General features: G+C 63.5%; 18 protein-coding genes. 3 read left to right on the forward strand and 15 right to left on the reverse strand.

Annotated elements, in window-relative coordinates:
* Window positions 1–15 precede the first annotated feature (15 nt).
* Complete coding sequence (locus VGG51_12555) at window positions 16–309, reverse strand: FHA domain-containing protein (GenBank protein HEY1883860.1); 294 nt, start codon at window positions 307–309, stop codon at window positions 16–18.
* 92 nt (window positions 310–401) lie between these two features.
* Between VGG51_12555 and VGG51_12560 the strand changes: the two genes are divergently transcribed.
* A complete protein-coding gene (locus VGG51_12560; protein ID HEY1883861.1) occupies window positions 402–617 on the forward strand; it encodes a hypothetical protein in 216 nt (71 codons plus the stop codon).
* Here VGG51_12560 and VGG51_12565 read toward each other — a convergent pair whose 3' ends face one another.
* Genes VGG51_12565 through lexA form a run of 3 tightly spaced genes read right to left on the reverse strand, consistent with a single transcriptional unit; the run spans window position 618 to window position 3,653 of the window.
* Complete coding sequence (locus VGG51_12565; GenBank protein ID HEY1883862.1) at window positions 618–1,865, reverse strand: methionine gamma-lyase family protein; 1,248 nt, start codon at window positions 1,863–1,865, stop codon at window positions 618–620.
* A complete protein-coding gene (locus VGG51_12570) occupies window positions 1,862–2,995 on the reverse strand; it encodes a PTS transporter subunit EIIC (protein ID HEY1883863.1) in 1,134 nt (377 codons plus the stop codon). The genes VGG51_12565 and VGG51_12570 overlap by 4 nt, the downstream gene beginning before the upstream one ends.
* A 37-nt stretch (window positions 2,996–3,032) precedes the next feature.
* Window positions 3,033–3,653: a transcriptional repressor LexA gene (lexA, locus tag VGG51_12575; protein HEY1883864.1), complete on the reverse strand. Its 621-nt coding sequence runs from the start codon at window positions 3,651–3,653 to the stop codon at window positions 3,033–3,035.
* 176 nt (window positions 3,654–3,829) lie between these two features.
* Here lexA and VGG51_12580 point away from each other — a divergent pair, with 176 nt between their 5' ends.
* Window positions 3,830–4,108: a LysM peptidoglycan-binding domain-containing protein gene (locus tag VGG51_12580; GenBank protein ID HEY1883865.1), complete on the forward strand. Its 279-nt coding sequence runs from the start codon at window positions 3,830–3,832 to the stop codon at window positions 4,106–4,108.
* Window positions 4,109–4,211: 103 nt separating this feature from the next.
* Here VGG51_12580 and VGG51_12585 read toward each other — a convergent pair whose 3' ends face one another.
* The 8 genes from VGG51_12585 to VGG51_12620 form a co-directional block, all read right to left on the reverse strand.
* A complete protein-coding gene (locus tag VGG51_12585; protein HEY1883866.1) occupies window positions 4,212–4,355 on the reverse strand; it encodes a hypothetical protein in 144 nt (47 codons plus the stop codon).
* A 65-nt stretch (window positions 4,356–4,420) separates the two neighbouring features.
* Window positions 4,421–5,197, reverse strand: coding sequence for a hypothetical protein (locus tag VGG51_12590; GenBank protein HEY1883867.1), 777 nt, complete (start codon window positions 5,195–5,197; stop codon window positions 4,421–4,423).
* A gap of 29 nt (window positions 5,198–5,226) precedes the next feature.
* Window positions 5,227–6,054 (reverse strand): hypothetical protein, encoded by an 828-nt coding sequence (locus VGG51_12595; protein HEY1883868.1) that lies wholly within the window; start codon window positions 6,052–6,054, stop codon window positions 5,227–5,229.
* Between the two features lie 110 nt (window positions 6,055–6,164).
* The gene (locus tag VGG51_12600) at window positions 6,165–10,049 is read right to left on the reverse strand and encodes a TonB-dependent receptor (GenBank protein HEY1883869.1); all 3,885 of its coding nucleotides are present in this window, start codon (window positions 10,047–10,049) and stop codon (window positions 6,165–6,167) included.
* A 205-nt stretch (window positions 10,050–10,254) separates the two neighbouring features.
* A complete protein-coding gene (gene sucD, locus VGG51_12605) occupies window positions 10,255–11,133 on the reverse strand; it encodes a succinate--CoA ligase subunit alpha (protein ID HEY1883870.1) in 879 nt (292 codons plus the stop codon).
* 8 nt (window positions 11,134–11,141) lie between these two features.
* Window positions 11,142–12,317, reverse strand: a complete 1,176-nt coding sequence (sucC, locus tag VGG51_12610) for an ADP-forming succinate--CoA ligase subunit beta (protein HEY1883871.1) — start codon at window positions 12,315–12,317, stop codon at window positions 11,142–11,144.
* Window positions 12,318–12,374: 57 nt separating this feature from the next.
* On the reverse strand, window positions 12,375–13,535 hold the full coding sequence (locus VGG51_12615; GenBank protein HEY1883872.1) for an acyl-CoA dehydrogenase family protein: 1,161 nt from the start codon (window positions 13,533–13,535) through the stop codon (window positions 12,375–12,377).
* 209 nt (window positions 13,536–13,744) lie between these two features.
* Window positions 13,745–15,079, reverse strand: coding sequence for a hypothetical protein (locus tag VGG51_12620; GenBank protein HEY1883873.1), 1,335 nt, complete (start codon window positions 15,077–15,079; stop codon window positions 13,745–13,747).
* Window positions 15,080–15,311: 232 nt separating this feature from the next.
* On the opposite strand from VGG51_12620, the gene VGG51_12625 reads away from it, so the two are divergent.
* Window positions 15,312–16,544, forward strand: a complete 1,233-nt coding sequence (locus VGG51_12625) for an alkaline phosphatase family protein (GenBank protein HEY1883874.1) — start codon at window positions 15,312–15,314, stop codon at window positions 16,542–16,544.
* A gap of 41 nt (window positions 16,545–16,585) precedes the next feature.
* Here VGG51_12625 and VGG51_12630 read toward each other — a convergent pair whose 3' ends face one another.
* The 3 genes from VGG51_12630 to VGG51_12640 are packed head-to-tail and all read right to left on the reverse strand — an operon-like array spanning window position 16,586 to window position 18,959.
* Window positions 16,586–17,464: a cation diffusion facilitator family transporter gene (locus tag VGG51_12630; protein HEY1883875.1), complete on the reverse strand. Its 879-nt coding sequence runs from the start codon at window positions 17,462–17,464 to the stop codon at window positions 16,586–16,588.
* Window positions 17,461–18,039 (reverse strand): isoprenylcysteine carboxylmethyltransferase family protein, encoded by a 579-nt coding sequence (locus VGG51_12635; GenBank protein ID HEY1883876.1) that lies wholly within the window; start codon window positions 18,037–18,039, stop codon window positions 17,461–17,463. Before VGG51_12635 ends, VGG51_12630 begins: the two co-directional genes overlap by 4 nt.
* Window positions 18,036–18,959 carry a GDP-mannose 4,6-dehydratase gene (locus tag VGG51_12640; protein ID HEY1883877.1) on the reverse strand — a complete coding sequence of 308 codons (924 nt, stop codon included), beginning with the start codon at window positions 18,957–18,959 and terminating at the stop codon, window positions 18,036–18,038. Before VGG51_12640 ends, VGG51_12635 begins: the two co-directional genes overlap by 4 nt.
* Window positions 18,960–18,961: the final 2 nt, after the last annotated feature.

The following is an 18,961-nucleotide window of genomic DNA, read 5'->3' on the forward strand; positions in this document are numbered from 1 at the left end:
TTTAGAACCTCGCAACTAGGACCGGGTTACGCGCAGCATCGTCCGCCCGACGACGAACGGGACGCCGATCGGAAGCGGAACGTCGCCGATGACGGCCTCGCCGTTCAGGCGCGTCCCGTTGCGGCTTCGCAGGTCGGTGAGTCGAATGGAGCCGGAATCGATCTCCAGCCGTGCGTGTTGCCGAGATACGTAGCGGTCGAGTGCGAGGCAGGCCTCCGCCAAACCGTCATCACGCCCGATGACGATCTGGCGCTCGAACGGCCAGGTCTTGCCGTCGAGCGGGCCGCTGAGCACTTCGAGCACGTACATGGCCGCCAGCCCTTCTCTAGCGGAACCGGCCGCCTCCTGGCGGGAGGCGGCCTAAGAAATCCTCCAGAGGGCGACGATATAAGAGAGGTACGATGGACGACCGAATCGATCAGCTGCTCCACCTCATCGAAGCCGAGCCCGATGGTTTGCGGGCTGCCGAGTTTCTCCAAGCGCAAGAAATTCTCCAGAGCCTGGTCGGCAAAACGGTCACCGCGGCCTCGGTCGAGGATACGCGCATCATCCTGACGACATCGGACGGCTGCCGTTACCACTTTTACGGCTTCATGGGCAGCGTCGCAGCCGACTAGTCAGGCCTCCAGCGCGCGCGCTGCGAAGAGCGCACCGAGATACGCATGCGCGAGGCTCACGCCGCCCTGCACGTAGACTTCGTACGGCGCACGCAGGGGCGCGTCGCACGAGAGTTCGATCGTCGCGCCGCCGACGAACGCGCCCGACGACATCAGAACGGGGTCGGTATAACCGGGCACGGCTCCGGGTTCCGGCCGGAATCGCGCGTTGACGGGCAGTGCGTTCTGCAGCCCCGCCGCGAAGCGGCCTAAACGCTGCGCGTTCCCCAAACCGATCGCCTGCACGATATCGGTGCGCTTCGCGCCGCAGACCGGATCGACGCGATAACCGAGCGCCTCGAAGAGCGCAGCGAAAAAATCGAGGCCACGCAGCGAGGCTTCGACGACCGACGGTGCGAGGAAGAGTCCTTGAAAAAAAGCGCGGCCGAGCCCGAGCGTCGGCCCGAGCGCGGCGCCCAGCCCGGGTGCGTACAACCGTGCGGCCACGCGCTCGACCAGCTCGCGCCGTCCCGCAACGTAAGCTCCGGCGGGTGCGATCGACCCGCCGAGATTTTTGATCAGCGAGCCCATGATCAGATCGGCGCCGGCCGGCAGCGGCTCGCGTTCTTCGACCAGCTCGCCGTAGCAGTTGTCGACCAGCACGACTGCCTCGGGCGCCTTCTCTTTGACCAGACGGTACGCGTGCTCGCACTCGGCGACGCTCAGCGCGCGCCGCGGCGCATAACCGCGGGAGCGTTGGATGAAGACGCCGGCAACCGTTGCGCTCTCGAGCGCGCGCGCGACCGCATCGAGATCGATTCCCCCATCGGCCGCAAGCGGGAGCTCCGCGTACTCCACGCCTTGGGAGGCGAGCGAATAGGGCGCGGCGCAGATCGCGTTGCGCAGCGTGTCGTACGGAGCGCCGGAGATCGAGAGCAGCGTTCGCGACGGCGGCGTACAGGCCGCGAGCGCGGCTACGATCGCATGCGTGCCGCTGACAATCGAAAGCCGCGCGAGCGCGCGCTGCGCGCCGAGCACGCGCGCGAGCAGTGCTTCGTACCGCTCTCGGGCCGCGTCGTCGTAGCCATATCCGGTCGTCCCGGCGAGGTCACTCTCGGCGATCCCCTCTGCGAGAAAGGCCTCCAACACGCTGAGTTGGGTCGCGCGCTGCGCCGGATACTCGAGCGCCTCGCATCGCTCGTATGCCGCAAGCGCGGCATCGCGCACGCGGCCGCCGATAGCGAAACGCTCGCACATTTGGGCGATCATTTTTCGCCCTCGACGTGCCGCTCGTAGGCTCGAACGAACGGATAGTACATCGCGGTCGCAAGCGCAATGTTGAACGCGGCCAGCGCGATCGCGCGCAGATCCTGCGTCGCCAGGTACGTCGAGACGAACGTCGGTATCGATGAGGGAACGTAAAACGCCGCGCGCGAGACCAAGCCCGTGGCGACCGCAATATAGGTGACGGTCGCCAAGACGACCGGCGCACCGACGAACGGCAGCACCAAGTGCGGATTAAAGACTACGGGAGCGGCAAAGAGCAGCGGCTCGTTCAGATTGAAGAGCGCCGGCACGATCGTCGCGCGACCGACTCGGCGCAGCCGCGGCACTCGCGAGAAGGCGAAGAGTCCCGCCAGCGGCAGCGTCGCCCCCGCGCCGCCGGGAAAGACGAAGAGAAAGAGCGAGACGACGACCACGTACGGCAGCGGCTGGTGCACCGTAAAGGCGTGCGTGTTCTGCATCTGCATCGTCAGATATACCGGCGTGACGATCGCCGCGAGCACGGCCGGCCCGTGAACGCCGGCCGTCCAGAGCAGCGTTTCGATCAGAACGATCGCGATAAGCGCGACGTACGTGTCGCCAAGGTGCGCGATCGGCTGCATCGCGCCGGCTATCTCCGCCGGCAGCGAAACGTGCAGAGCATACAGTCCGGCGAAGGTCGCCACGCCGAGCGCCGAACCGAGCCAGTCGGCGAGCGGCGGACGAACGCCCCGCCGCAGCAGCCAAATCCATGCGGCGCCGATTCCGCAGGCGAGCATGGCGATGAAGAGTCCGGCGGTGCCCGCCAGGCGCAGGTACTCGATCGCGCTCGGTCCGAACGGCCGCGGCAGGGCGAGTGCAAACGCGGCAATGCTGCCGAGCAGCAGCGGCGTCATCGCATACCCGGTCGCGCGCGCCAAGCGGACCGGCAAAATCACGACCAGTGCTGCCGCCATAACGCCGAACGCCGGAAGCAACGCGCCGGCGACGCGCAGACCGAGCGCTTCGTCGCGTCCGGTTCCGGAGGCGAGCTGCGCAGCAAGGATGCCGACGAACGCGAAGGCGAGGCCGATAAAGCTCCAGGGCAGCCCGTCGCGCAGCGCAACGACGAATGCCAGCTCTCCAAGCCGCCGCATAAGCGGGACGGCTCGCCGCTCGAAGGCGAGGAAGAGCTTAGAGGCGGCGGACCACGGCTTCGACGCGACCGACGATCTCGACATCGCTCGCGTAGATTGGCGCCATCGCGCGATTCTCCGGCTGTAGGCGAATCCGGCCCGATTCGCGGTAGAAGCGTTTTACGGTTGCCTCGCCGTCCAGCATTGCGACGACGATCTCGCCATTTTCGGCCGAACGCTGCGGGCGCACGAGGATCAGATCGCCATCGAGAATCGCGGCCTCGACCATCGAGTCACCCTGAACCCGGAGCATGAAAGCGTCCGAGGAGCGGGGTACGAACGCGGCGGAGAGAGCGAACTCGCCCTCGACATCCTCTTGTGCGGTAATCGGCACGCCGGCTGCGACCCGGCCGAGAATCGGCATCACGACGGTGTCGTGAGCGGGAGGCCCGCCGGCCGAGCGCATTGCGCGCGGCTTGGTCGGATCCCGCGAGATCATCCCGCGGCGCTCGAGGGCTTTTAAGTGGGCGTGAATGGTGGACGAGGACGAAAGCCCGACGCGTTCTCCGATCTCGCGAACCGAGGGCGGGTAGCCTCGCTCGGCGGTAAAAGCGCGAATTACGGCGAGAATGCTGCGCTGCCGTTCGGTCGCCGGCTTCTCGCTAGGGTCTTTCCGCATCGATCCTCCGTCGGCTCATAATGCCATGCATATGGCACTTAGCACGGGTACAACCCTAACATAAAACCGCTTCGATGGCAAACATACGTTCGTAATCTCTTGACAGCGCTTGGAGGCCCCATGGTAAAATGTAGTGGACGAACAGGCGTTTGGCACTAAATATAGGAGTAAAGACGGTGGGTAGGCGCAAACGATTCACACTTATGCCGGCGATCGCGGTGGCGGCGCTCGGCCTCATGGTCGCCCTTCCGACGCTCTCCAGCGTCCGCCTCTACGCGGCCAGTGCTCGGCACTACGCGACGGTGACGGTCCGGCCCGGCGACACCCTGTGGGGTATCGCGGCCGCCCATTCGGCGCCGAGCGCCGACCTCCAGGAGGTCGTCGATCGGATCAGCGACGTCAATCACTTGAGCGGGACGATCCAGCCCGGCCAGCACCTAAGGATCCCCGAGTAAGCGTTCCTCGCTCACTCAGCCCTCCGGAGGTTCCCAGATTTAGCGAAAGCCGCGCCGCTGCGCGGCTTTCGCAATTTCTTCCCCGCTCATCGAGGCGGCAATGTTACCGCCTGGACACGAGGACGACCGAATGGCCGGCATGTTCGTCGAGAAATGCGAGGCCTTCCATCATCCAGGAATCAAGCCCGTCGTTCGAGTGCTTCGCGACCTCGCGCGCGACGTGCGGGCGATCTTTGAGCCAACGCAACTCACTGCGCGTCGTCGTCGGAAAGACGGCAACCTCGCAGTCCTCACATTGGTAACCGTACTGCGCTATGTTTTGGCCATCGTGTCGGAGACAAGCTGCAGCGTTGTCTGGTAGATCGTCGTCGAGGTTCCCTGAACACCGTTGTCGTGGCGCTGCGTGACGTACTCGTCTACGGAGGTCGGGACGGCCTTGCCCGTATCGTAGCTGATCTTCGATTGGACGTCGGTCGTCAAGCTGCCGCCGTGCGCCTGACGGAGCTTTTTCGTCTCCGAAATTTGCATGGCGCCGTTGTTGTTGCTAAGGATTGTATAATCCGCGGTCGCGCTGACCGGGCCGGCGTCTTGCGAGATCTGCCAGTGCTTATTCTTATCGAGTTGGTTGGGATCGATGAACTTCGAGCCTAGGAACCGGAGCAGCGTGTACTCTTCAGTATAGACCGTCTTATTCGGGTCGCACATGACTTGCGTGTTGCCGTACACGATGCACGTGGCCGCCGGCGCTCGGCGAATCTGCTCCCCGGCCTCGCTAATCGTCACCACTTGGCCGCGGTCGGCCTGCGGTTTGCCGACGATCTGGACGGTCATCGTGCCTTTGTCGTTGAGCGAGCCGCCGTAGTGGCTGATGCCGTTTGATTGCGCAAGATCGTTTCCGTTTCCATTCGGCGCACCGTATGCTTCGGCCGGATTGGCGTCGTCGCGAGCATTGATGTTCTGATTCGCGCTATAGGTAAAATTATACACCAGGGTTGTCGGGCTATCGGCGTGAGCCGCAACGGCCAAAGACGCGAACATTACCGTAAAAGTAGCAGAAAGAATCGAGAAAAGACGCGTTGCTTTGAACATAGCAACCTCCTTACGTAGAGCTAGGGTCGTTACTTTGGGCACTGGCCGATCGCGGCTGTCAACGTGCTTCCGGCGTCGTCTTCCTTCTTCTGCGTCTCCGAAATCACCCAGTGCAGCCCCGTCATGATGTTGTTGAGCGGATTGTAGCCCACGGCGAGCCCGGGGACCGTCGTTACGTCGAAGTTGTACGGATTCTGCGAAAGCCCGGGCGTGTTTGGATCTTGCCACGGGTTCGGCGTCGCCTGCACCATTTGGTACGACGTATTCGAACCTTGAATCGAGCTGAGGTACTCCTCGCCGGCGTGCTGTATCTCACCCATCTGCTGCGTCGCGACGAAGCCGTTGATGATGTCGAGCGAGGCGCTCTGATAGGCGATCGTGTCGAGTAGCTGATCCTTGATCTTCTTCAAGGTCGCGTCGTCGGCCGGATTGCCGGTCGGCTCGATCAGCTTTACGCTGTCGAGCAGCGTCTGGGCCGTGATCAAGTTTTTCGCGATTGGAAGCACCAGGTACGACATCTGCTGCAGCGCCATGCTCGTTTCGGGCGTCTGATTGTTCATCGAGTCGTTCATGGGGGGCGCGCCGTTTGAATATTGTTGAGCGGCGGTACCCCCAGTGAGCGTGCCGCGCTGGTAGCGTTTGAACAGCGGCGGGCTTTTGGCGATCTTCGCATCGTTCTGTAAAATCAAGGCGACCGCCGGCTGCACGCGCTCGTGCAGGCGTGCGCACAGCGCCGTCGTCACGATGTGATAGATCTCCGGCGGCGGGGTTGCCGCAGCGCCGTCGGAGCGCGCCGGCAACGGAAGGAAGCTGGCGCTCGTTAGAGCGCCGATCACAAGCAAAAGCCACCGTTTCATCTCTCAGTAATTTTTCGCATGTGCGGTCGCCGAGCCTGCTGCGGAGAAAAAGAGCGGGATCCGTTGCCGGATCCCGCTCGGGGTTCGCTACGTGGGCGCCAAGTGAATCGTTAGATTCGCACCTGCGCGTTGACGTAGAGGTTGATCGGCGGCGGACCGCCTCCGATCGCACCGTTACTGAGCCCACTCGGCGAGTAGCTCTGCGTGTACAACGGATGCACTTTGTTGTTCGCGGCAAAGTCGAACATGCTCGTGCCGTTATAGAAGTTGCTCGGATAGATCGTGCTATTGAGCGGGCCGCCGGCTGCGGCATAACCGCACACCGCCGCGCCCGGCTGATAGTACGACGTCCACGGCTCCGACGTTCCGCCGAAGCAGGTGTGGAACAGATCCGAGCCGAGCAGAGTCAGCTTGATCCGAGGGCTGATGTCGTAGGAGACCTGCAGGTTGCCGACGATCACCGACGGGTTCTGATACGAATCCATCGAGAAGATGCCGGACTGCGGGTTGGGGATGTAGAGGTAGCTGAACTGACCCGTGCCGGGCGAGGTAGACGTGAGGTAGTTGCACTGCAACGGGTTAGTTTTGGGGGAGAGCTTGGTGATCCCCGAACCGACCGAGTTCAGCTGGCAGGAGCGCGGGTCCTGACCGGCCACGTCGAGCGGACTGCCGTAGTAGCCGCCCGTCTGGAAGACGAAGCTTGGCGTGATCGCCAGCTTGTCGTGCCGCCAGTTCAAGATCAGCGACGAGGTGATCGGCGAGATGTAGCTGGTATCTCCAGCAAACAGGTTCGGCGCGATCGCGGTCGTGAACGGGTTATACCAGCCGTTCGGATCGAGCAGTCCCTGCGCGGGCTTGTTGTAGTAGGGGTTGGCGATCACGTCGCAATACACCGGTCCGCCGCTTGTGCTGGTAGTTGCGCAAACGACCGGTTTCGCGTTGCACGACACCGGAACGCCGCCACCGCCGAGCGTCTTGATCTGATAGCACTTCGCGCCGCCGCCGGATTTGGTCAGCTGGTTGTAGGCGGTGATCGCCTGATTGAGCGGACTGATTTCGTTGCCGATAACGCCGCCCGTCGAGAGCGACTCGTTCTGGAACTGCACCTTCGAGTTGGTGTACGTAAACGAGAAGACCCCCGAGAGCCCGTTGCGGCTGAAGTCACCCTTGTTGAACTGGAACTCCGCGCCGTAGTCGCGATTAACGCCGACCGGAACCTGCGTTACGAAGCCGGCTCCGATGAACGTCTGCTGCTGCCACTGGTTGACCCACGTATAGAACGGCGTGATCTTGAAGCTCATGTCCGTTCCGCGGAGATGCTGTTCCAGCGAGAGGTCGTACTGCGCCGACGAGATGCCCGGAATCGGGTGGAACGGCGAGTAGAACCCGAGGTTCATCATGTTGTTCCAAAGCGACCGGCTGTCGCCCGAAGTGTTCGAGTACTGGACGGACGCGGTGATCGGGGGCTGCGTGTAGCGGCCGGCCGAGGCGCGCAGCACCGTGTCAGGCGACATCGTGTACGTCGCCGAGAAACGCGGCTGCCAGTAGTCGAGCGAGTACGAGCTCGGCGAGGTCGCCGAGAAGTTCGGCGCCTGGACGCCGTCCTGGACCTTGCCGTTGGGATGGACCCAGCCGGTGTGCGGGCCAGTGGGATTCAAGACTGTCGCCGCCTTATTGCAGTCGCCGTTGACGTACTCCGCGGCGGCGGGCGGGGGAACGCCCGGAGGAAGCGCCGCCGTCAGTACCTGGTTCGTTGATGCTTGCACGCAGGTGTAGTTGGCTGTCTGTGCGGCAAAGAAGGAGTTGGCAGCGTTGTTTGTATCGCCCAGGTCGTACGTGAAGTTATCGTACCGAACCGAGGCGTTGAGCAAGAACTTGTCGTTGGGGCGGAACTGATCGCCGAGCGAAAAGTTCGTGAACCGCGGGCTGACCGTGTTGTAAGTAGCGGTCTGGTTTCCGTTCCACAGCGTGTCCCAGCCGGCGCCCTTCGGGCCGCCGAATCCGGTCGGTCCGTTGATGGCGTTGCTGATCCAGGTTGGGTGAACGGTGCCTCCGGCGCCGCTGTTGATATTGGTATCGTAGTAGGTGCTGACGATGCAAGGTACCGACTGGGGCTTGCCGCCGGTGGTCGGGACCGGATTATAGCATTTGTTGCCTTGCATGTAACCGATCGGCGAGCAGCCACTGCCGCTCAAGCAGTTCGCGAACGCCGAGCTGTTGTTGGTGCGAATGACCGAAGCGGTCGTATAGTTGCCGTCGGCCGTGAGCAGGTTTTCGGAATTGAGCTGGTCTTGGAAGTCCAGCGCGCCGCCGGCCGTATGCGTGAATAGCTGATATTCCGCGGTCGGAACAGAGGGAACTTCTTCTTCGGTCGCACCGAAGATCGGCGCCTCTTGCAGCCAGTCGGAGTAGAAGCTGTAGGCGTACGCCCGCAGATAGGCCGATTGGCTGAGCGCGTAGGTGTATTGCAGCTTCACGATGCCCGAATCGTTCGAGACAACGTTGATGCTGTTATCGAACAGCGGGATCGGGCCTTGGAACGCGTGCGAAGGCGTGCCCGGCGCGAAATAAAGCCCCGGAGCCTTGAAGCTCGTAGCGCTGTTCGCGATCCGGGTGCCGAACGGCAAGTTGTACGCGACATTATCGCCGTACGGTTGGTAGTAATGGCCCGGCTGTTGCTGGCACGAATAGGCCGTAACGTTTGCCCACGGCACAACGACGTTGTTGCCGCAGACCGGCGCGCCGTAAGGTTCGGCGGCCAAAGCCCAAGAGTACTGTTGGTAACTGGTGCCGATGTCGTTTGGCGATTGGTAGAAGTAGTTGTTGAGCGCCGAGCCGCTCCACAGGAACTGCACGTCGTCGCGCAGCCCGTTGGCTTTCGGGATGCCCATGTGCAGGTTGATCACGTCCTCGCGATCGGTGATCTGCTGCGGGGAGGCCGAGAGGCCGCTATAGTACGACCAGCATCCGGCGCCGCCGACCTGGTTGCTAGGCGGGCCGCCGATCGGGCACGAGGGCTTGACGCCCTGCGCGTTTGGAGTCGTCGGCCAGTAACCGATGCCTGCGCCAAGCGTGGCGCCTGCAAACTCACCGCCCGGCGTCATGTAGCCGGCGCCGTTATTGTTGTCGAGGACGCGGTAGTCTTGATTGTAGCCGCTCAGGCCGACGTAGTAGCTGAAGGTCCGATCGGGCGTGGAGCCGCCGATCTCGACCTGGGCTTGGTGGTAGTATGTCGGCGTACCGATGCCGAGGTTCGCGGTTGCGAAGCCCGGGAAGGTGCCGGTCTTGATGACTTGGTTGATGAACCCGGCGGTGCCGGCCGAAGCGACCGATGACGGGCCGCCGCCCGTATATACCTGCAGCTCCGAGAGGCCGAGTGAAGACTCGGTCGAGGAGTTGTAGTTGTCGAAGGCGCGGTTGACCGGAATACCGTCGTACTCGTAGGCGGTATAGTAGGAGTTCTGGCCGCGGACGTACGCGGCGTTGAAATCCCAACCCATACCGCCGGCCGAGACCTGGACGCCGGGGATCGAACCCATCGCCGAGTAGGCGTTGTTCAGGTTACCGCCGCCGCCAAGGGCGGCCGCGGCTGAGGCTTGGGCAGCGTTAACGCTGTACAAGTCGGAGCCGACGCCCGATTTCACGAGCGAGCTCCCCGATTGCGCGGTGACGCGACCGATGGTGATGAGCGCCTTGCTCAAAGTATATGAAACCTGCTGCGTCTGGTCCGCGAAGACCACGATGCCAGGTATTGAAGTGGGTTGATACGTTGCTTTGCTAAGGTTGATCGTATACGTATCGGGGGTCAGCGATAAAATCGTAAAGTGACCGCCCGAATCCGTCGTTGCGGCTCGAGTCTCAGAGGGAGCGACAGCTTGTACTCGCACACCGGCAAGTGGATTGCCGCTCGGATCCTTGACCACACCCGAGATGTTACCGGTAACGCCTGCCAGTGCCCATGTTCCCTGGCTGAGGAACGCTACGAGTAGTCCCACGGCTATGACCGCACGACGGAGGGTTGGTTGTGAACTCATTGTTCGTTAAACCCTCTGTTTTGGTTGAGTGTCAAAACGCAGGTCGCCCTGCTTCCCATCGGCGCAATGCCTCAGGAACTTCACAGAGTGACCCACTGCGCCAAGGATTTCCTCAGGACCAGGTCGGTTCCTTTAGCCGCCCTTAAGGGAAGGGGGCCTCGGGAGGCTACGCGTTAACGGCGAGCCGCTCGGCCAGCAAGCCGGGTATATCGGAGGGGCGCTCGGCAACCGGGACGCCGGCGGCGAGGAAGGCGGCGATCTTGCTCTGGGGGGTGCCGAAGTTCCCCGAGATGATCGCGCCGGCGTGTCCGAGCGATTTTCCCGGCGGAGCGTTGCGGCCGCCGACGAAGGCGACGACCGGCATCTCGGGGAGGTGCTCGGCAATGAAGGCCGCGGCGTCTTCTTCGTCCGAGCCCCCGATCTCGCCGCAGAGCACCAGGGCTTGCGTCTGCGGATCGTTCTTGAACTCACGCAGGCACTCGACGAAGGTCGTGCCGATGATCGGATCGCCGCCGACTCCCACGCAGGTCGATTGCCCGAACCCGGCGCGCGTCAGCAGGTCGACCACTTCGTAGGTCAGAGTCCCCGAGCGGGACATGACGCCGACGCTGCCTTCCTTAAAGACGTGCCCCGGCATGATGCCGACCAGGGCTTTCCCGGGCGATACGAGGCCCGGGCAGTTCGGCCCGATGATCCGCATGCCCGCGGTCGCGCCGACGACCTTCAACGTATCGTGCACGGGCACGCCCTCGGTGATGCAGACGGCAAGTCTTATTCCGGCATCGTACGCCTCGTAGAGCGCGTCGCCCGCAAACGGCGGCGGAACGAAGATGCACGAGTGGGTCGCGCCGGTCGCGTCGACGGCCTCTTTTACGGTGTCGAAAACCGGCAGTCCGTGCGGCGTTCGGCGGCCGCCCTTCCCCGGCGTGACGCCGCCGACGAGGTTCGTTCCGTACTTCACCATGCGATCGGTGTGATACGAGCCTTCGGCGCCGGTAATGCCTTGTACGATAACGCGGCTGTTCTTATCTAAAAAGATCGACATCGTCTCTTTTAACCCTTCGCCTCGGCGGCGAGCCGCACGGCTTCGCGGGCACCTTCGTCCATCGTTTCGACGGGCGTCATCTTCGCCTCGGCCAGGATACGCCGCCCCTCTTCTTCGTTCGTGCCGGTCAAGCGAATCACCAGCGGTATCTTGCGCGAGGTCGTCTCACGCATCGCTTCGACGATCCCGCGCGCGACTTCGTCGCCGCGCGTGATCCCGCCGAAGATGTTGACGAAGAGGACCGTAGCGCCGGTATTATTGACGACGAGTTCGTAGCAGTTGCGAACGCGCTGCGCGTTCGCCCCGCCGCCGACGTCGAGGAAGTTGGCAATCTTGCCGCCGGCGTTGCTCACGGCGTCCATTGTGGCCATCGCCAAGCCCGCGCCGTTGGCCATCGTGCCGACGTCGCCGGGAAACCTGCGAAAGTTGCGGATTCCGACGCCGGCACCCGAGGCGAACAGTTCATCCTCTTCGAGCGGCAGCACCGAATGCCACTGGCCGAACTCCGGATTCCTGAACAACCCGTCGTCGTCAAGCTCGACTTTGGCGTCGGAGGCGACGACCCGCCCGTCGGCAGTCAGTGCCAGCGGATTGATCTCGACAAGTTTTGCGCCGTAGGCGAAAAATGCTTCGTAGAGCGCGCCCGCGATCGCCGGAAACTCTTTGCGATAGCCGGGATCGAGCTGCGCCGCGAAGGCGAGCTCGCGTCCGATGAACGGCGAATACCCGATCGTCGTATCGACGTAAAACTTGGCTATCGATTCAGGATGCTCCGAAGAGACTTCCTCGATCTCCATGCCGCCGTAACGGCTGACGATGAAGACCGGGCGCCGTGCGGCGCGATCGATCGCGATCGCGCAGTACGCCTCTTTAGCGATCTCGAGGCGCTCTTCGACGAGAAGCGATTTTATCGGCTCGCCGTTTGGGTTCTGCCGGTTCGGCGGCATCGGCGTCGCCATGATCTCCTGCGCGACGCTGCGGCCTTTCGCCGCGTCGCCGGCCATCTTGATTTTGCCGGCCTTACCCCGGCCGCCCATCAAAACTTGCGCTTTGACGACCCACTCGCCGGGCGTCCGTTCGATGAACTCGGCGACCTCCGCGGGTGTGTGCGCGTGCGCGCTGCGGGGCACGGCGATGCCGGCGCGCCGGAAGAGCTCCTTGCCTTGATACTCCATCAGATTCATAGCGGGCCGAGAGGTTCGCGAACGCGCGCGTCCGGCCCCTTGCTATTTCTGTCGCAGTTAGTCGAGGCGGCCGAGCAGCGAGCGAGCGATGATGAGTTGCTGGATCTCCGAGGTTCCCTCGTAGATTTCGGTGATCTTCGCGTCGCGGTAGTGCCGTTCGACGGGGAACTCGGTCGTGTAGCCGTAGCCGCCGTGGATCTGCAGCGCTTCGGCCGCGTGTTTGCGGGCGGCGGTCGAGGCGAAAAGCTTTGCTTTGCTGGCGGCAATGGCAAACGGTTCGCCCGCATCGGCCAGCGAAGCGGCGCGGTAGGTAAGCATGCGCGCGGCATCGAGGTCCATCGCCATCTGCGCGATTTTGAACGAAATCCCCTCGAACGCACCGATCGGCTTGCTGAACGCGACGCGCTCCTTCGCGAACTTCACCGATTCATCGAGGCACGCCGCGAGAATACCGATCGCTTGCGCCGCGATGCCGATGCGTCCGGCCGTCAACGCGGTCATCGCGTTGCCGAAGCCGGCGCCTTCGTCGCCGAGCAGAGCGTCTTGTGCGACGTGCACGTCGTCGAATGCGAGGTCGCAGGTATTGCTGGTGTGGATTCCCAGCTTCTCGGTAACGCGCTCGACGCTGACGCCGGGCGACGAAGGCTCGACGAGAAACGCGCTGACCCCCTTCGCGCCCGGACCGCCGGTGCGAAACATCCCCATGACGACGCCGGCGTAGCTGCCGCTCGTGCACCACTGCTTTCGGCCGTTCAGCACGTAGCCGCCCTCGCTGCGCTTGGCGGTCGCGCGCAACGCAGCCGCGTCCGAGCCCGCGTCGGATTCGGTAAGTGCGAAGCCGGCGATCACGTCGGCAGTCGCGAGCGCGGGCAGCCAACGCTCCCTCTGCTCGCGCATGCCCATCTTCAGAATCGCCGAACAGATCATCGAATGCACCGAGACGGTGACGGCGGTGCCGGCGTCGACGCGCGCCAGCTCTTCGATCGCAAGCGCGTACGCGAGATACTCGGCCTCGACGCCGCCGTACTCTTCGGGGACGAGCATCCCCATGATTCCCGCTTGCGTCAGCTTGCCGTACAACTCGCGTGGAAAGACGTGCTCGCGATCCCATTGCTCGATGTGCGGCGCGATCTCGCGCTGCGCGATCTCGGCCGCCACCGCCCCGATCTGCCGCTGTTCGTCGCTGATTTCGAACTGCGCTCCCCTCGTCTCAATCATCGGCCGCAATTCGTATCTGCAAGCAGTTTGATTCCCGGTTCACCTCAGGATTTGAATCTCGGTGGATACTGCGGCTGAGGGGCCCGTGAAGGAGGAGCGGAGCCACAGATGGCGGGAGCGACGACGAACGGAGCAGCTTTTTTCGCCGGATGCGAAAAAAGCGAGCGTCCCAGCAGACGCGGTATGCACCGAGATTCAAATCCCTACAATCACACTGCGACCAGAACTGCATCGCCCTGCCCGCCGCCCGAACAGATGGAGGCGATGCCGTAGCCGCCGCCGCGCTTGCGTAATTGGTTGATGAGCGTGATGAGAATTCGCGCGCCTGAGGCGCCGATCGGATGGCCCATTGCGACGGCGCCCCCGTACTGATTGATGAGGCCGTCTTCGAGGCCGAGACGCCGGCCCGAGGTGATCGCGACCGTCGAAAAGGCTTCGTTGATCTCCCAAACGTGGATGTCGTTGCGCGTCAAGCCGACGCGATCGAGGAGTTTCTGCGCGGCCATCGCGGGCGTGAGGCTGATGTAGGGCGAGTCCCAGGCGATGGTCGCGTGCTCGACGATCGTCGCGAGCGGCTCGTAGCCGCGCTCTCGCGCGTAATCCGAATCAGAAAGGATCAGCGCGGCCCCACCGTCGTTGACCCCCGGTGCGTTGCCGGCGGTGACGGTGCCGTTCTTTTCGAGCGGCTTCAGCTTCGCCATCGCTTCGATGCTCGCGTCGATGCGAACCGCTTCATCGCGGTCGACGCGCGCGTGTGGATGCTCGCCGGTGAGAAACGGCGCGTAGGATGCATAGTCAAGCGTAAACTCTGCCGACGGCTCGTGTTCCCAAACCGAGCTCGAGGCGCCGACGGCGGCCGGCACGCGCACTTTTCCTTGGCGCGGCAATTGCGCCACCACGACCTTATCCCTCGCTTTGCTCGCGACGTTGACCGCGACGATCTCCTCGTCGAAGTGACCGGCGTCGTGCGCTTGCGACGCGCGCCGATGGCTCTCGTAAGCAAAGCGATCCTGATCGTCACGGGACAGCTCCAGCTCGATCGCAACCTTGCTGCCCTGCGTCGCCATCGTCATCGGAAAATACTGATCCCAAAGACCGTCGTAGATCATCGCGTCGACGAGCTTACCGTCGCCGAAGCGGTAGCCCCAGCGAGCGTCGCGCAAAAGGTAGGGTGCGTTCGACATCGACTCCATGCCGCCGGCGGCGATCACCGAGTTGGCGCCCGCATTGATCGAGCGCATCGCATTGACGGCCGCCAGGAGTCCCGACGCGCAAACTTTGTTAACGGTGTCGGCAGTTACGGTCTTCGCGAGGCCTGACTTGAAGAGCACTTGCCGCGCCGGGTTCTGCCCGACGCCCGCTTGCAGAACCTCGCCGAAGATGACGTGCTCGACCTCCGTCGGGTCGATTTTGGCGCGCTCGACGGCAGCCGTCAAGGCGACGGCACCGAGGGTCGTGGCGGAGAGCGGAGCGAGCGCTCCCCCGAGCTTTCCGAATGGTGTGCGGGCCATTCCCAGTACGACGGCCTTGGATTCTATCTTCATAACCATGCGTTCATTTTGCGGGCGCGCATGGGCGCCCTGCGGTCACTGGTCGTCGGGCGGCCAGGTTGCCCAAGGCAGGGATGACGCCCGGTCCCGGACGATACCTTTGAATACTATGCAGGGTCTACGTCGCGTTTCGTGGCGTTTCGCATTCGCCGCTCTCGCATTCGCCGCAACGTTAGGGGCGCCACTGACGGCTTGCGGTGGTGGTAGTACCGGCGCCGCCGCCGCTTTGCCGCCTCTTCCCCCGCCCCCACCGGCGAAAAAGGGAAAGTACTTCAAGCACGTCGTCATCGTCGTTCAGGAGAACCGCAGCTTCGATAATCTCTTCGCAACGTTTCCCGGCGCGGATGGAACGACCGTAGGTAAGACGCACGACGGCAAGCTCCCTCTGCGAGAGGCGGATCTCAATACATCACTGGGAACGAATCACAGCTACCTGCAGTGGATCAAAGAATACGATGGCGGAAAGATGGATGGCTTCGATCTTGTTCCACCCGGAACCGCGGTCTACGAGTACGTGAATCCTGCGCAGATTGCGCCGTATTGGAAGCTCGCGCAAGAGTACGTCCTGTCTGACCATACGTTTCAGACTCAGGGCAGCGGCAGCTTTACCGCGCATCAAGATCTCATACGCGGCGGCACAGAGATCGGCGACGAAAAGAGCCTCATCGACTTTCCGACCCTCCCTCCGTGGGGCTGCGACGCTCCCCCGGGCACCGTCACCTCTTTGATCACCGCCGACAACCGGTACCTCAGCCAGCAGGGTCCGCGGCCCTGCCTCACCTATCGCACGCTACGGGACCTCCTCGATGCTAAGGATGTCTCCTGGCGGTACTATACGCCAAGCATCGCGACGCTGCCCGGCCAGCAGTGGAATGCATTTGAGGCAATCGCAGCGGTACGAAACGGTCCCCAGTGGACGGCGAACGACATTTCGCCGGAGAAGCGAGTCTTTACCGACATCAATCGCGACACGCTGCCGGCGGTCTCATGGATTATACCCGACGCTCACAACTCCGATCATCCGCGCGAGGGCTCCGATACCGGACCCTCCTGGGTATCGCAGATCGTCAACGCAATCGGTCAGAGCCCAGCCTGGGATACGACCGCGATTATCATCGTCTGGGACGACTGGGGCGGCTGGTACGACCACGTTGCACCGCCGGGCCCACGCCATTACGGCGGCCTTGGTTTTCGCGTTCCAATGATCGTCGTCGCTCCCTATGCGAAAGCCGGCTACATCTCCCATCGGCAATACGAGTTTGGAAGCATCGTGCGTTTCGTGGAAGATAACTGGAGTTTAGGGCGCCTTGGGACGACGGACGGTACCTCGGCCGATTTCGTCAACGATTTCTTCGATTTCAGCCAGAAGCCACGAAAGTTCGTCACGATCCAGGCGCGATATTCGCAGTCGTACTTCCTGCATCAGCGGCCATCGGGTCAGCCGGTCGACGACGAGTAAGGCTCAGACGAGCGCGAGCAGCAGCGCGCCTCGGACGCCTTTCAATGTCGCACGACGATCGGGCAGCTCTCGCATTCGAATTGAATCGTGACGTGCTCGATCCCGAAGTCTTCTTTGGCGCAGTCGTCGATTCGCCTGAGCACGTTGGTCGCTTCGCTCAGCCGCCGATCGTCGATCGAGACGTGTGCGGAGAGCGCGTGCGAGCCGCTGCCGATCGACCACACGTGCAGGTCGTGAACGCCGGTGACCCCCGCGATTGCTTTGAGATGCTTCACGAGGTCGGCGCTGTCGACGTCGCCCGGGACGCTTTCGAGCAGCACCTCGGTCGCGTCGCGCAAGAGACGGGCCACGCCGACGACGATGATCGCTGCGACGAAAAGCGAGAGCAGCGGATCGATCCAGGCGACGTGCGTCAGCGCGATCGCGATTCCGCCGAAGATGACCGCAAATGCGCCGAGCGCGTCGCCCATCACGTGAAAGAGGACGGCTCGCACGTTGAGATCGCTCTTGCCCACAGAGCGCAGAGAGAGGCCGACGCCGGCATTGACCGCTAGCCCGACGGCGGCGACAGCGGTCATCAAGCCCGCTTGCGGCTCGACCGGCGCGGCGAAACGGCGAACGGCAAAGTAGACGATCGCGATCGTCGCAACGAGGAGGAGCGTTCCGTTGACGAGCGCGCCGAGCACCTCGATGCGGCCGTAACCGAACGTACGCCGGGTATCGGCCGGCCTCGCCGCTCCGACCGCGGCAATCAGCGCGAGCGCAAGCGCGACGACATCCATGCAGACGTGCACCGCATCTCCGGTCAACGCCAAGCTGCGTGAAGCCGCTCCACCCCAAAACTCGAGCAGCGCGACCAGAACCGTCGCGACGAGCGCGACGCGTAGCCGCCGCGTCGCCGGCCCGGTCCCAGCGGTCACTCTTTGCGAGCCTTCATCAGCAATGCGGCCAGCATTGCGGCAAACGTAACGAAGGTCTTGCTCTCGGCGGTGCGTACGGCCTCAGGCTTCCACACGCTCGTCCCGCCTTCAATCGGAATAAGCAGCGGCACGACCGGCGGCACACGATCGCAATAGTCGTCGAACGCCTCGCCGAACTGCGAACGCAGAAAGGCTTCCTCGTGCGGGACGATCGCGGCGTAAACCGCGGCCATCGCCGCGAGCGAACCTCCCGCGAGCAGCACGCGCACCATAAAGCGGTTCTTTCCCGTAAAGGCGATCGCGAAGCCGGCCGCCGTGATGAAGTTTCCGACATAGAGAGGATTGCGCACGTACGCGTACGGCCCAGCCGTTACGAGTTCGGGCGCTTCGACAACGTCGCCGCGGGTCGTTTCACCCGAATAGCCCACGGCCCAGCAACGCACCAACTCGCCGGCGATCGCGATCGGCAGCCCCAGCGCAATGCTCGCCGCACTGGGCCGGCCGCACTTGGCCAGCAGCGCGGCGGGTAAACTCAATAAGAGTCCGCGGTTCTTGAAAACGAAGGCCCGCATCATGCTTCTTCCTTTTGGAGAGCGGATTGATAGATGTCCCTCAGCGTCGCAACGAGCGAAAAGCGAGGTTGCCAGCCGGTCGCCGCGTGCAAGCGTTCGGGGCTGCCGACCGTCAGCGGCACGTCGACCTTGCGCAAGCGCTGCGGGTCTTCACGAACCTCGACCGGCACGCGCGCGATCGCGATCAGCTCGCGCAGTATATCGCGGATAGTCACGGCGCGCCCGCTGCAGACGTTGTAGATGTGCGCGCCTTCGCCGCGGCGCGCGAGCGCCAGATAGGCCTCGACAACGTCGCGAACATCCAAAAAGTCGCGACCGGACGCGAGGTTGCCCACGTACATCTGTGGCTGCGCGCCGCCGGCGATGCGAGCGAGCTGTGCCGCCATCGAGGCGACGACGAACGGCTCGCTCTGGCCTGGGCCGATCTGATTGAACGCGCGCGCGATCACGACGTCCAGACCGTAGCTTTGCGCCTCTGCCAACAGGATCGCTTCAGCCGCGGCTTTGCTCGCCCCGTAGGGGTTGGCCGGGCGCGGGTCGAGCGACTCTCGCAGCGGATACTCGCCCGCCTCGCGCACGCCGTAAACCTCGGCCGAGCTCGTGAAGAGTATGCGCGGTGTCGGATCGGCGCCGTAAGCGCGCACCGCCTCGGCGAGACGCGCCGTGCCCAGCGCGTTGGTCTCGAACGTCGCCAGCGGCGAGCTTATCGATTCCGGCACGAAGGCTTGGGCGGCGAGATGAAAGACGACCTGCGGGCGCGCTGCCGCGAGCGCGGCACTCAGCGATGCGGCGTCGGCGAGATCGATGGGAAAGTACTCGGGCTCTCGATCGTGCGGGCCGCCGCAGGCCAATACCTCGGCGCCGTCCCGGCGCAGCGCCTCGACGAGCCGGCGTCCAACAAATCCACTCGCTCCCGTAACCATGG

The sequence above is a fragment of the Candidatus Cybelea sp. genome (assembly GCA_036489315.1).
GTDB lineage: Bacteria > Vulcanimicrobiota > Vulcanimicrobiia > Vulcanimicrobiales > Vulcanimicrobiaceae > Cybelea.